General features: G+C 57.8%; 13 protein-coding genes and 1 pseudogene. 10 read left to right on the forward strand and 4 right to left on the reverse strand.

The features are described 5' to 3' along the window. Positions 1-24 precede the first annotated feature (24 nt). The 3 genes from ACO07T_RS15060 to ACO07T_RS15070 all read left to right on the forward strand — a co-directional run bounded on the left by ACO07T_RS15060 (position 25) and on the right by ACO07T_RS15070 (position 2,842). Complete coding sequence (locus ACO07T_RS15060) at positions 25-615, forward strand: hypothetical protein (protein WP_422050076.1); 591 nt, start codon at positions 25-27, stop codon at positions 613-615. Positions 616-768: 153 nt separating this feature from the next. Beyond that, positions 769-1,458 (forward strand): aquaporin Z, encoded by a 690-nt coding sequence (aqpZ, locus tag ACO07T_RS15065; protein ID WP_209062284.1) that lies wholly within the window; start codon positions 769-771, stop codon positions 1,456-1,458. A gap of 235 nt (positions 1,459-1,693) precedes the next feature. Then, positions 1,694-2,842 carry a 50S ribosomal protein L11 methyltransferase gene (locus ACO07T_RS15070; RefSeq protein WP_422050514.1) on the forward strand — a complete coding sequence of 383 codons (1,149 nt, stop codon included), beginning with the start codon at positions 1,694-1,696 and terminating at the stop codon, positions 2,840-2,842. 105 nt (positions 2,843-2,947) lie between these two features. Here ACO07T_RS15070 and ACO07T_RS15075 read toward each other — a convergent pair whose 3' ends face one another. Next, a complete protein-coding gene (locus ACO07T_RS15075; protein WP_422050077.1) occupies positions 2,948-3,511 on the reverse strand; it encodes a peptidylprolyl isomerase in 564 nt (187 codons plus the stop codon). Then, complete coding sequence (locus ACO07T_RS15080; RefSeq protein WP_209062278.1) at positions 3,498-4,010, reverse strand: peptidylprolyl isomerase; 513 nt, start codon at positions 4,008-4,010, stop codon at positions 3,498-3,500. The genes ACO07T_RS15075 and ACO07T_RS15080 overlap by 14 nt, the downstream gene beginning before the upstream one ends. A gap of 128 nt (positions 4,011-4,138) precedes the next feature. Here ACO07T_RS15080 and ACO07T_RS15085 point away from each other — a divergent pair, with 128 nt between their 5' ends. Further along, positions 4,139-5,329 carry a phosphoglycerate kinase gene (locus tag ACO07T_RS15085; protein WP_422050078.1) on the forward strand — a complete coding sequence of 397 codons (1,191 nt, stop codon included), beginning with the start codon at positions 4,139-4,141 and terminating at the stop codon, positions 5,327-5,329. Between the two features lie 180 nt (positions 5,330-5,509). Further along, the gene (locus ACO07T_RS15090) at positions 5,510-6,403 is read left to right on the forward strand and encodes a fructose bisphosphate aldolase (RefSeq protein WP_422050079.1); all 894 of its coding nucleotides are present in this window, start codon (positions 5,510-5,512) and stop codon (positions 6,401-6,403) included. 268 nt (positions 6,404-6,671) lie between these two features. On the opposite strand, the gene ACO07T_RS15095 is transcribed toward ACO07T_RS15090, so the two are convergent. Next, a complete protein-coding gene (locus ACO07T_RS15095; RefSeq protein ID WP_422050080.1) occupies positions 6,672-6,863 on the reverse strand; it encodes a hypothetical protein in 192 nt (63 codons plus the stop codon). A 79-nt stretch (positions 6,864-6,942) separates the two neighbouring features. On the opposite strand from ACO07T_RS15095, the gene ACO07T_RS15100 reads away from it, so the two are divergent. From ACO07T_RS15100 to ACO07T_RS15120, 5 genes and pseudogenes are all read left to right on the forward strand, one after another. Next, positions 6,943-7,245: an FtsB family cell division protein gene (locus ACO07T_RS15100; protein WP_209079000.1), complete on the forward strand. Its 303-nt coding sequence runs from the start codon at positions 6,943-6,945 to the stop codon at positions 7,243-7,245. A gap of 220 nt (positions 7,246-7,465) precedes the next feature. After that, positions 7,466-8,456, forward strand: a pseudogene (pdhA, locus tag ACO07T_RS15105) (pyruvate dehydrogenase (acetyl-transferring) E1 component subunit alpha). Positions 8,457-8,480: 24 nt separating this feature from the next. Beyond that, positions 8,481-9,860: a pyruvate dehydrogenase complex E1 component subunit beta gene (locus tag ACO07T_RS15110; protein WP_422050081.1), complete on the forward strand. Its 1,380-nt coding sequence runs from the start codon at positions 8,481-8,483 to the stop codon at positions 9,858-9,860. A 12-nt stretch (positions 9,861-9,872) separates the two neighbouring features. Then, positions 9,873-11,177 carry a pyruvate dehydrogenase complex dihydrolipoamide acetyltransferase gene (locus ACO07T_RS15115; protein ID WP_422050082.1) on the forward strand — a complete coding sequence of 435 codons (1,305 nt, stop codon included), beginning with the start codon at positions 9,873-9,875 and terminating at the stop codon, positions 11,175-11,177. Between the two features lie 283 nt (positions 11,178-11,460). Then, complete coding sequence (locus ACO07T_RS15120) at positions 11,461-11,904, forward strand: hypothetical protein (RefSeq protein ID WP_422050083.1); 444 nt, start codon at positions 11,461-11,463, stop codon at positions 11,902-11,904. 45 nt (positions 11,905-11,949) lie between these two features. On the opposite strand, the gene cysE is transcribed toward ACO07T_RS15120, so the two are convergent. Then, a complete protein-coding gene (cysE, locus tag ACO07T_RS15125; RefSeq protein ID WP_209086300.1) occupies positions 11,950-12,771 on the reverse strand; it encodes a serine O-acetyltransferase in 822 nt (273 codons plus the stop codon). Between the last annotated feature and the right edge of the window lie 97 nt (positions 12,772-12,868).

A 12,868-nucleotide genomic window follows, 5' to 3' on the forward strand; every position in this document is an offset into this window, starting at 1 on the left:
CATCAAAATACAGAGGTTATAGACTTGCACAACACCCTATATCGCTATCAACGAAATCAACGAAAAGCCCTTACTATCTTGGCCTTTCTGTTTATCGCATTGTCTATCCTCTGGCTCATACTTGAGAATGTAGACTGCGCTTTCCAAATGGAACCTTTAGTCGTCATGGTTGGTGGTATCACGACCCTCTTGGGGGTGTGGTGGCCCTTCAAAGCAACAAACTATTCCAGACGAATAAAGGGCCGTATCACATTCAACTACAATTCAAACAACGGTGACTTTGAAATTGGCGAGGGTGATTCAAAATTTACGCTTAAGTTTTCTAGAGCAGGAAATGAATCAGTGCACTTCTATTCGTATCCAGAAAATATTAGGCGGGTTGCAATAGCGACTGGCACTGGAACATTTTCAGAAATCAAAGACGCAACCAAGCTGGACTACAGCAACAGAAACGTTCAACCGAAAGAAGGTGAAATTGTCTGTATTGAAAATAAAAATGGCTATTTTGCTTGTATGCAAATTTTGAATGTTCTGAACCAAAACAGGGGAGATGACCGGGACGAGGTTTTGTTCACATATGAAATCCTCCCAGACAAGAGCGCCGATTTTTCTTAGCGGCCCAATATTGGTATAAGATCTATAATCGCGGTTTTTCTTTGAGCTCTGTGCCGCTGCACCAACTTCACGCCCCAAGTGCCTCTGACAAAAGGCTTCCTTTGAAAGCCCGCGCCTCCTACCATCACGCCCATGTGATTTATGAGGTACGTTATGTTCAACAAATTATTTGCAGAATTTATTGGCACTTTTTGGCTTGTTCTCGGCGGCTGTGGCAGCGCGGTCCTCGCCGCTGGCGTTGCCGATGTGGGTATCGGCTGGCTCGGTGTCAGCCTGGCCTTCGGCCTCACCGTTCTTACCATGGCCTATGCGGTGGGCCATATCTCCGGCGGGCATTTCAATCCGGCGGTCAGTCTTGGCCTGATGATTGCGGGTCGGTTTGAGGGCAAAGACCTGATCCCCTATTGGATCGCACAGGTGGTGGGCGCCATCGCCGCCGCGCTTGTGCTCTATCTGATTGTCTCCGGCGCACCGGATTTCGCAGGCGCAGGTGGTTTTGCCTCCAACGGCTATGGCGAGGCCTCTCCGCAAGGCTATTCCATGATCTCCGCGCTGATCACCGAGATTGTGATGACAGCGGCCTTCCTTTTTATCATCCTTGGGGCCACGTCCCACGGCGCGCCCATCGGCTTTGGTCCCATCGCCATTGGTTTGGCCCTGACCCTGATCCACCTAATCTCCATCCCGGTGACCAACACCTCCGTCAATCCGGCCCGCTCCACCGGCGTTGCGCTCTTTGCAGACGGCCCTGCCCTTGCCCAGCTCTGGCTCTTCTGGGTGGCCCCGCTTGTAGGGGCCGCAATTGGCGCTGTGCTCTGGAAACTCGCCAGCACGGATGACTAACGAAACGTGAAATAGTGGCGCGCGCTGCCGCACCGGCCCGCGCCCCGCTCCTACCTGTGGTGAGATAAATTTCAGCTCCTTAGACACATCTCTGTGAGTGGGGCTTTGGCGCACCATTTGCCCTGCATCACTTCACCTCTCCTTAACCACGTATCTCTAAGCCTTGATTTAGTTTTGACGAAAATCAGGGATCCTAAAATTGCTGGAAAATCAGCCCGCCCCGACCGCACAGAAAGTGCCCCCCTTCCACGCCCCGGACACCACCAAAGAACAAGCCGACGCGCTTGTGGCCCAAGCCCAGAACGCCCCGCTGGGCGACGGCGGCCTTGCCGCTTCAAAGCTTCTGTCTGAGGCGCTTGAGCTTGATCCGCACCACCACGAGGCCCAGCTTCTGCGCGAACAGCTGCATCAGATGTTTGTCCCGCGCTGGCATTTCCCCATGATGGCCGACAAAACCCGCAACGCCGCCTATGCCGAGGCCATCGCCGCCAAGGTGAAACCCGGCGACATCGTGCTCGACATCGGCTCCGGCGCAGGCCTCACCGCCATGCTGGCAGCGCGCGCTGGCGCAGAACATGTCTACGCCTGTGAGCAGCAGCCCATGATCGCCGAAGCCGCCAAGCGCGTGATCGCCGCCAATGGTCTCAGCCACAAGATCACCGTGATCTCCAAATGGTCCCACAACATCGTCATTGGCGAAGACATGCCGGAACGCGCCGATGTTGTGCTGTCTGAGATTGTGGACAGCAACCTTCTGGGCGAAGGCGCATTGGCCACACTGGCCCATGCCATGGCCACCCTCGCCAAGCCCGGCGCCCGCGCCATCCCCGAAAGCGGCACCGTCCGCGCGCAGCTCGTGGAAAGCGAGAAACTCGTCAACCTCTGGCGTCCGCAGGAGGCCGAAGGCTTTGACCTCAGCGCCTTCCACCATTTTGCCTCCGTCGCGCAGGTCACCCCCAATGACTTCACCGCCTGCGGCCTGCGCCCTCTTGGCCCTACCACCGATCTCTTCCATTTTGATTTTGCCAACCCGAGCATTGATCCGGACCGCGTGACAACCGAGCTCACCAGCGCAGGCAGCGGCACAATCCACGCGGTCTGCCTCAGCTTTGAAATGGTGCTCGCACCGGGCATCACCGTGAGCAACGGGCTTGGCACCGACGATGATACAGACGGCCACTGGGGCCGCACCGCCTTCCTTCTGGACCGTGCCGTGCCCGCCCACAAGGGTGCCCGCCTGACCATCACCGCCCAGCACGATGCCACCAAGCTCAGCATCTCCGTGCACGAGCAACCGCATGTCATCGTCAACAACAGCGACAAGCCGATCATCCAAACCGCTTGGCAACCACAGCTCGACATGCGCGCCGTCACCGCGCACTGAGCCCGCTGCAAACCCAACAAAAACGCCGACCACAGAGCCCTCTGTGGTCGGCGTTGTCATGTCTCAACCGGCAACGGATAGCCCCGTCGCAGATCTGTTCGCAGATCACTCTGTCACGGTGACCTTTTTCATCACATCCGGCGCGCCGGTGATGGCGCCGCTCTGACGGTGGCCGCGCTTGATTGCGTCAACCACATCCATGCCTTCGGTCACTTTGCCCACAACGGTGTACTGCCCATTGAGGAAAGTGCCTTCGTCAAACATGATGAAGAACTGGCTGTTTGCGCTGTTTGGGCTCTGGCTGCGCGCCATGCCAACCACACCGCGCTCAAAGCTCAGGTCGGAAAACTCCGCAGGCAGATCCTGCTGATCGGAACCACCACGGCCCGAGTAGCGGGCGTCGTAATCTTCGGAAGAGACGTCGCCGAACTGCACGTCGCCGGTCTGCGCCATGAAGCCCTGGATCACCCGGTGAAACGCCACATTGTCGTATTCACCTTTGCTGGCCAGGTCCGCAATGCGCGCCGCGTGCTGTGGTGCCACATCCTCAAACAGGTCGATCACGATGGTGCCATTGGCCCCTTCGCCTGCGACCTCGATCTCGATGCCGGAGGCCAGCGCAGGGCTGGCCAGCACGGCAAAAGCGGCTGCAAGCTTAAGCGTCGACATCAGCAGCCACCTTCACGCTGATCATGCGGTCCGGGCTGGCAGGCGGCTCACCGCGTACAATCGCGTCCACATGCTCCATGCCCTCAATCACGCGGCCATAAACGGTGTACTGACCGTTCAGGAAGTGGTTGTCGGAGAAGTTGATGAAGAACTGGCTGTTCGCGCTGTCAGGCATCTGGCTGCGCGCCGCGCCCAAAGTGCCACGGTCATGTGGCAGCTTGGAGAATTCCGCCTTCAGGTTTGGCAGATCAGAGCCACCGGTGCCCGCCATGCGGATGTTGAAGTCTTTTTCCATGTTGCCGTTGGCCACGTCGCCGGTCTGCGCCATGAAACCGTCGATCACACGGTGGAACGCGACGTTGTCATATTGACCGGAGCGCGCCAGCTCTTTCATGCGCTCGCTGTGCCCCGGTGCCACATCCGGCAGCAGCTCAATCACAACGGTGCCGTCTTTCAGTTCCATCAGGATGGTGTTCTCGGGGTCTTTGATCTCGGCCATTGGGGCGCTCCTCATCTGAATTCTTGGGCGCTAGTTAATCATCTGCGCCGCGAATGCCAAGTGATCGTTGACCCAGCCCGCCAGTACGCTAGGTAGACCACAACATAATTTCTTTGGAGATTTCGATCATGGCGTGGAAAACCCTCGATCAAATGGATCTGAACGGCAAACGGGTGCTGACCCGGGTGGACATCAATGTGCCTGTGGCTGACGGGATTGTGACCGACACCACCCGCATCGACCGCATTGTGCCAACCGTGCGCGACATTCTGGCAGCCGGTGGCAAGCCGATCCTTCTGGCGCATTTTGGCCGCCCCAAAGGCGAGCGCGTGCCGGAGATGAGCCTGCAGCAACTGGTGCCCGCACTTGAAGCGGCCTTTGGCACCTCCGTGCTCTTTGCTGCCGATTGCGTTGGTGCCGCTGCTGAGGCCGCCGTTGAGGCGTTGCCTGAAGGTCAGGTGCTGCTCCTTGAAAACACCCGCTACCACGCCGGTGAAACCAAGAACGACGCCGAGCTGACCGCACAAATGGCCGCCCTTGGCGATGTCTTCTGCAACGATGCGTTCTCCGCCGCCCACCGTGCCCACAGCTCCACCTGTGGTCTCGCCCACGCCCTGCCCGCCTGCGCGGGCCGCCTGATGCAGGCCGAACTCTCCGCACTGGAAGGCGCGCTGGCCACCCCTGTGCGCCCCGTGACCGCCGTTGTCGGCGGCGCAAAAGTCTCCACCAAACTGGAGCTGCTCGGCAACCTTGTGGCCAAAGTGGATCACCTTGTGATCGGTGGCGGCATGGCCAACACCTTCTTGGCCGCTCAAGGCATCGACGTTGGTAAATCTCTGGCCGAGCACGACATGACCGACACCGCGTCTGAGATCCTCGCCAAAGCCAAAGAGGCCGGCTGCAACATCGTGCTGCCCACCGACGTTGTGGTCGCGCGCGAATTTGCCGCCAATGCCGCCAATGAAACCGTCGCCTCTGATGCCTGCCCGGCGGATGCGATGATCCTGGATGCGGGTCCGGCCACCGTGGCCGCCGTGGCCGAGGTGTTTGAAGCCTCCAAAACCCTGATCTGGAACGGCCCCATGGGCGCCTTTGAGATCGAGCCTTTCAATGCCGCCACCGACGCGGCTGCAATCAAAGCCGCCGCGCTCACCAAATCCGGTGCGCTGGTCTCTGTGGCAGGCGGCGGTGACACTGTGGCAGCCCTGAACGCCTCCGGCGCAGCGGCGGACTTCAGCTACATCTCCACCGCAGGCGGCGCGTTCCTTGAATGGATGGAAGGCAAAGAGCTGCCCGGCGTGGCAGCCCTGAACCAGTAAACGCTGCGCAGTTAGGCAGCTTGGGCACAATCGCCCCTCATGGCTGGCGCTGATTTAAATCGAGCCTCAAATTAAACCTCGATAGCGCCACCATAATTGAAGTCCCGACCCCGCTCGCCTATAGCGGGGGTAATGGGGACATAACCCTTTATTCTCAACAGATTTTGACCGGGGACACCAATGTCTAATCAAGCACAAGCCGAAAAGATTTCCGCCGGAAACGGTTTTATCGCCGCGCTGGACCAATCCGGTGGCTCCACACCCAAGGCGCTCCGCCTCTACGGCGTTGAAGAAACCGCCTACAGCTCGGACGCGGAAATGTTCGACATGATCCACGCCATGCGCTCCCGTATTGCGCAGGCCCCAGCCTTTACCGGCGACAAAGTGGTCGGCGCGATCCTCTTTGAAATGACCATGGACCGCGACATCGACGGCCAGCCGTCCCCGACCTTCCTCTGGGAGCAGCGTGGCGTTGTGCCCTTCCTGAAAGTCGACAAAGGTCTCGCAGACGAAGAAAACGGCTGTCAGGTGATGAAGCCGATGCCAGAGCTTGACGCGCTTTGTGAGCGTGCGGCCGCCAAAGGCGTGTTTGGCACCAAGATGCGCTCCGTGATCTCTGCCGCCAATGAGGCCGGCATCAAGGCGGTTGTGTCCCAGCAGTTCGAAGTGGGCAAACAGATCCTCGGCCACGGCCTCGTGCCGATCATCGAACCAGAGGTGACCATCTCCATCGCTGACAAATCCGAAGCCGAAGACATCCTGCTCGGCGCGCTGACAGCAGAGCTCGACGCCCTGCCAGAGGACAAGCAGGTCATGCTGAAGCTCACCCTGCCCAACACGGCCAACCAGTACAAAACCCTGGTGGACCACCCGCGCGTGATGAAAGTGGTTGCCCTCTCCGGTGGCTACAGCCGCGAAGAAGCCAACGCACGCCTGTCGGAAAACACCGGCATGATCGCAAGCTTCTCCCGCGCCCTGACCGAAGGCCTCTCTGCCCAGCAGACCGAAGAAGAGTTCAACGGCACCATCGCGGACTCTATTGAGACCATCTATCAGGCCTCCATCGCAGGCTAAGGGCCGCAGGCCTATCAAGATTCCAAGGCGCTCCTCATTGGAGCGCCTTTTTTCATGCCACCTCTTCCCAGCCGCGATTCTGCGGGATGGAGGGCGATCTCAGTTCCCTAAGAGACCCTTTGCGCAACGCCCCTTGTGTCCGCGATCAGCGCCGCCACAAACCGCCGAAAAATCGCACCTACGCGATACCGTAGGGATACCGACGTGATACCGAACATCGAATTTTCGCCGATTCCGCAAAATCCGCCAAAAGTTAACGCCCCCCGTTTCAAAATAAAAATTCTTCGACATTTTTGAGGTGCAAAATCAGCTGCGCCTTAATATACTGTTTTTTAACTAAATTTGAGTAACGTGCGCCGCGTTTGGCCGATATTAACCCCTGATGTTTTATGCTGCCAAACGTTGTCATCCCGCCCACAGAGGTATAAAAACAACGCCTTGCGGCAATTTTTTCTGACATTGTCTTAAGAGTTTCACAGCAAGAATCACCTAAGCTACATTGGTCCAAAGACGCCGCAAAAGGCGCATTAGAGGCAAAAATGACAGGTACATCCCCCCGCCCAGCTCTTGGTGCTGTTGTGTTTTTTGGTTTGGCGTTTGCGCTGGCGATCTACTTTACCTTTGCCGCCGTGCAGGGCGACTACGGCCTGTTCCGCCGTGTCGAAATCCTCGCGGAGAAGCAACAGCTTGAGGCAGAGCTAGCCCTCGCTCAGGCGGAGGTTGCTTATATGGAAAACCTCACCCGCCGCCTGTCAGACAGCTATCTGGATCTGGACCTTCTGGACCAACAGGTGCGTGACGTGCTGGGCATGATCCGCGCCGACGAAGTGGTGATCCGCTGAGTGCCGCGCCTACAGGGAGAGCTTAAAAAGCTTAGGCAAATCTCTCTGACTTCAAAGACTTAGTCCAGCAGTCCGCTGCTCAAGAATACGGCTCCCGGCCCCGCTGCACAGCTTCCTGAAAACCAAACGCTTTTTTCGCTCGCCACCGCTTCGGGCTTCCGCTACCATTTTCCCAAGTATGGTTTAAAGTTAAACCATTTAGCACTTGGGAGGAACCACGATGGCGGCGAAACGTGCGGCGAAAAAGCCCAACGTCTCGGGTGAAGAGCTCACACAATATTATCGCGACATGCTTCTGATCCGGCGCTTTGAAGAGAAAGCCGGTCAGCTTTACGGCATGGGTTTGATTGGCGGATTCTGCCATCTCTACATCGGTCAGGAAGCCGTTGTGGTGGGGCTGGAGGCCGCCACGGAGGAAGGCGACAAACGCATCACCTCCTACCGCGATCACGGCCACATGCTGGCCTGCGGCATGGACGCCAATGGCGTGATGGCCGAACTCACCGGGCGTGAGGGCGGCTATTCCAAAGGCAAAGGCGGCTCCATGCATATGTTTTCCAAGGAAAAACATTTCTACGGAGGCCATGGCATCGTCGGCGCACAGGTGCCGCTTGGCGCAGGCCTCGCCTTTGCCGACAAATACAAAGACAACGGCCGCGTGACCTTCACCTACTTCGGGGACGGCGCCGCCAACCAGGGCCAGGTCTATGAGACCTTCAACATGGCCGCCCTCTGGGATCTGCCCGTGGTCTTTGTGATCGAAAACAACCAATACGCCATGGGCACCGCTCAGGCCCGCTCCACCTCATCGCACGACATTTACAAGCGCGGCGAAGCCTTTGGCATTCCAGGGCGAAATGGTCGACGGCATGGATGTGCTTGCGGTGAAAGACGCGGGCGAACGCGCGATCAAACACTGCCGCGCGGGCAAAGGGCCTTACATCCTTGAGGTGAAGACCTACCGCTATCGCGGCCACTCCATGTCTGACCCTGCCAAATACCGCACCCGCGAAGAGGTGCAGAAGATGCGCGAGGAACGTGATCCCATTGAAAACGTGCGTCAAATGCTGCTGACCGGCAACCACGCCAGCGAGGATGATCTGAAGGCGATCGACAAAGAGATCAAAGCCATCGTCAACGCCTCCGCTGATTTTGCCAAAGAGAGCCCGCTGCCTGATGAGGCCGAGCTCTGGACAGACATTTACGCCTAAGCCCCGGACGAGAGGACATTTATCATGGCTACTGAAATTCTCATGCCAGCCCTGTCGCCCACCATGGAAGAGGGCACCTTGGCCAAATGGCTGGTCAAGGAAGGCGACACGGTACAATCCGGCGACATCTTGGCCGAGATTGAAACCGACAAAGCCACCATGGAATTTGAAGCCGTTGACGAAGGCGTCATTGGCAAAATTCTGGTGGCTGAGGGCACCGAAGGTGTCGCGGTCAACACCGCCATCGCCATCCTTGCCGAAGACGGCGAAGACGTCAGCACGCTGGAAGCCGCCGCAGCTCCTGCTGAGGCCACTGCACCCGCAGTTGATGCCTCAGAGGCCAGCAGCGCCGCACCTGCCACTGTGGCAGCGCCTGAGGCCCCCACGCCTGATCTGAGCCCCGATTGGCCCGAAGGCACCCCCATGAAGTCTCAGACCGTGCGCGAGGCCCTGCGCGACGCCATGGCCGAAGAGATGCGCGCCGACGGCGATGTCTACCTCATGGGCGAAGAGGTGGCCGAATATCAGGGCGCCTATAAGGTCAGCCAGGGTCTCTTGGATGAATTTGGCAGCAAACGGGTGATTGACACGCCAATCACCGAGCATGGGTTTGCCGGTATTGCGGTCGGTGCCGCCTTTGGTGGGCTGAAGCCGATTGTTGAATTCATGACATTCAACTTTGCGATGCAAGCCATTGACCAAATTATCAATTCGGCGGCCAAAACGCTCTATATGTCCGGCGGTCAGATGGGCGCCCCCATGGTCTTCCGCGGCCCCAATGGCGCCGCTGCCCGTGTTGGCGCGCAACACAGCCAGGATTATGCCGCATGGTATGCCCAAATTCCGGGCTTGAAGGTGGCGATGCCTTATTCGGCCTCAGACGCCAAAGGCCTGCTGAAATCCGCCATCCGCGATCCGAACCCGGTGATTTTCCTGGAAAACGAGATCATGTATGGCCGCAGCTTTGACGTGCCTGACATCGAGGACTTCACCATTCCTTTTGGCAAGGCGCGCATCTGGCGTGAAGGCTCTGATGTGACCATCGTGAGCTTCGGCATCGGCATGCAATATGCGCTTGAGGCGGCTGAGAAGCTGGCTGAAGACGGCATTTCCGCCGAAGTGATCGACCTGCGCACCCTGCGCCCGATTGATTATGACACGGTGATTGCCTCGGTGATGAAAACCAACCGCTGTGTGACCGTTGAAGAAGGCTGGCCGGTGGGCTCTATCGGCAACCACCTCTCGGCCACCATCATGCAGCGCGCCTTTGATTATCTGGACGCCCCGGTGATCAACTGCACAGGCAAAGACGTGCCCATGCCTTACGCCGCAAACCTCGAAAAACTGGCGCTGACGACCACCGATGAGGTCATCGCGGCAGTGAAACAAGTGACTTATCGCTGAGGAGAGACGCAGATGCCCATAGAAATCCTCATGCCCGCGCTTTCCCCCACGATGGAAGAAGGCACTTTGGCCAAATGGCTTGTGAAAGAAGGGGACACGGTCTCCTCCGGTGATTTGCTCGCGGAAATCGAGACCGACAAAGCCACAATGGAGTTTGAAGCCGTCGAAGACGGTGTTGTTGGCAAAATTCTGGTTCCGGAAGGCTCTGAAGGGGTCCAGGTTAACGCCGTCATCGCCATTTTGCTCGAAGATGGCGAAAGTGCCGATGACATTGGCAGCGCCGCACCTGCCGCTGCGCCGGCTGCAGCGCCTGCAGAGGCACCCAAGGCCCAAAAAACGCCCGCTTCCAGCGCCCCTGCGCCTTCCGCTCCTGTCAGCTCCGATGGCAACCGTATCTTTGCCTCCCCGCTCGCGCGCAGGATAGCGGCCGACAAAGGCATTGATTTGGCCACACTCAAAGGCTCCGGCCCGCGCGGTCGGATCGTAAAAGCTGATGTAGAAGGCGCAAGCGCCGCACCAGCCGCAGCCAAAGCGCCGGCAAGCGTTTCAGCCGCCCCAGCTGCAAAAACCGCCCCAATGGCCAGCGGCCCCGAAGCAGATACCGTCCTGCGCATGTACGCAGACCGCGATTTTGAAGAAGTCGCGCTTGATGGCATGCGCAAAACCATCGCCGCCCGCCTGACGGAGGCCAAACAGTCGATTCCGCATTTCTACCTGCGGCGCGACATCAAGCTGGACGCACTTCTGGCCTTCCGCAGCCAATTGAACAAACAGTTGGAAAAACGCGGCGCAAAGCTCTCGGTCAATGATTTTATCATCAAAGCCTGTGCATTGGCCCTGCAAGAGGTGCCGGATGCCAATGCCGTATGGGCGAGCGACCGGATTTTGAAACTCAAACCCTCCGATGTGGCCGTTGCGGTCGCCATCGAAGGTGGCCTGTTCACCCCGGTGCTCAAAGACGCGGAAATGAAGTCATTGTCCGCCCTATCAGCCGAGATGAAAGACCTCGCCGCCCGTGCCCGAGACCGCAAACTGGCCCCACATGAGTACCAAGGCGGCAGTTTTGCGATTTCCAACCTCGGCATGTTTGGAATCGACAACTTTGACGCCGTGATCAACCCGCCTCATGGCGCAATCCTCGCCGTTGGAGCCGGTGCGAAGAAACCGGTTTTTGATGAAGACGGACAAATCAGCGTGGCCACCGTGATGTCTGTCACCCTGTCTGTCGACCACCGCGTGATCGACGGCGCTTTGGGCGCGCAGTTGTTGCAATCCATCGTCGACAATCTCGAAAATCCAATGGCGATGCTCGCCTGAGCGTCGCTTTGTTGGAGGTGAGGTGGCACTTTTGCCCCTCTCACCTTCGAATGAGCCCGTATTCCAGCGGAATAACGCTGAGAGCGGCTCTCTTCACGCGGTTCTCCGCTGGGCCGACTTGTAAACCGGCACAAGTTTAAACATCTGATAAGACCCTCCATATAACGTCGCTACGCATCACATGGGTTGGGCCAAGCGTCAGGAGAGACTTGTGTCAGAAACACGATTTTCAAGAGCCATAGCGCCCCACAAGCGCGCGTCCAGAAGCGCAGTGCTGACTTCTGTGGCCGGCGCGGTTTCTCTCGCAGGAGCGGCAGCCGCCGCGCTGTCAGCATTCATCCCACTGCCCAGCGCGTCCCCCTTTTGGTCGCATCTTTTGCCATTGGGAACCTTTGGCGCAGGTATCGCCCCAGTTGCCTGCATGATCGGATTTGCCTCGGCATACCGGATTTACGCCAAACGGAACCAAGAGCTGTCAGGCCAGATCGCAGACCTCCATGATCAAATTTCGAAACTTCAAGCCGTCGTGGCGAAGGTTTCAACAGATCTAGAGAGTACATCAGAGAGCAGCGCGGCGATGATCGCAGAGCCAGCCCCTACTGCGCACCAACCTTTCAAATCGACCCGTTCCACACAGGTACAGTTTGGATCATTGGTGGATGCGTTTGAATTTGTGCCTTCCAAAAAGGCTGCAAACGAAGATCACGAACAAAGCAGAGCGGCTTGATTTCGCAAAAGAAATCACAAGCCGCCCTGGGAAACTTCTCTAAGGTTAAACCTTGATCTTACCTTCTTCGGACAGCACTTGATCCATGCTGACCGCAGGCTGGTCACACCCAGCCTCACCAACCACTTTCGCAGGAACACCCGCGACGGTTTTGCATGGCGGCACTTCCTGAAGCACCACAGAACCCGCAGCGATACGGCTACAATGGCCCACGCGAATGTTGCCAAGCACCTTGGCACCTGCGCCGATCAGAACGCCGTCGCCAATCTTGGGATGACGGTCTTCTTCCTCTTTGCCGGTCCCGCCCAGCGTCACCGAATGCAGCATGGAGACATTGTCTCCCACCACAGCGGTTTCGCCGATCACAATGGAATGGGCATGGTCAATCATGATGCCTTTGCCGATCTTGGCAGCCGGATGAATGTCGATGCCAAAAATCTCGCTGGTGCGCATCTGGATAAAGTAGGACAGGTCATAGCGCCCCTGCTCCCAGAGCCAATGGCCGATACGGTAGGCCTGCACCGCCTGATAGCCCTTGAAATAAAGAATCGGCTGCAGCAAACGGTGGCAAGCTGGGTCACGCTCATAAATCGCCATAAGATCCGCACGCGCAGACGCTGCGAGAGCAGGATCCGCGGCAAAAGCTTCATCCGCAATCTCGCGCAGGATCACCATCGACATCTCATTGGACGAGAGTTTCGCCGCAAAGCGATAGCTCAGCGCGCGTTCAATGGAGTGATGGTGCAATACACAAGCGTGTACCAAACCACCCATCAGAGGTTCTTCACGCACGGCCTCTTGGGCTTCACGCGTGATCTGCTGCCAAACCGGGTCCAGCTCGGTTACTTTTGGTTGCATCTCAGCCATGGTCACACCTTTCTGTCCCTGTCAGACTACACTAGGTAATCAACAAGCGCCAAATTCAAAGGTGTGAATGCACATAAAACCAAATGGAATGGAACAC

The sequence above is a fragment of the Shimia sp. genome, assembly GCF_965227725.1.
GTDB lineage: Bacteria > Pseudomonadota > Alphaproteobacteria > Rhodobacterales > Rhodobacteraceae > Shimia.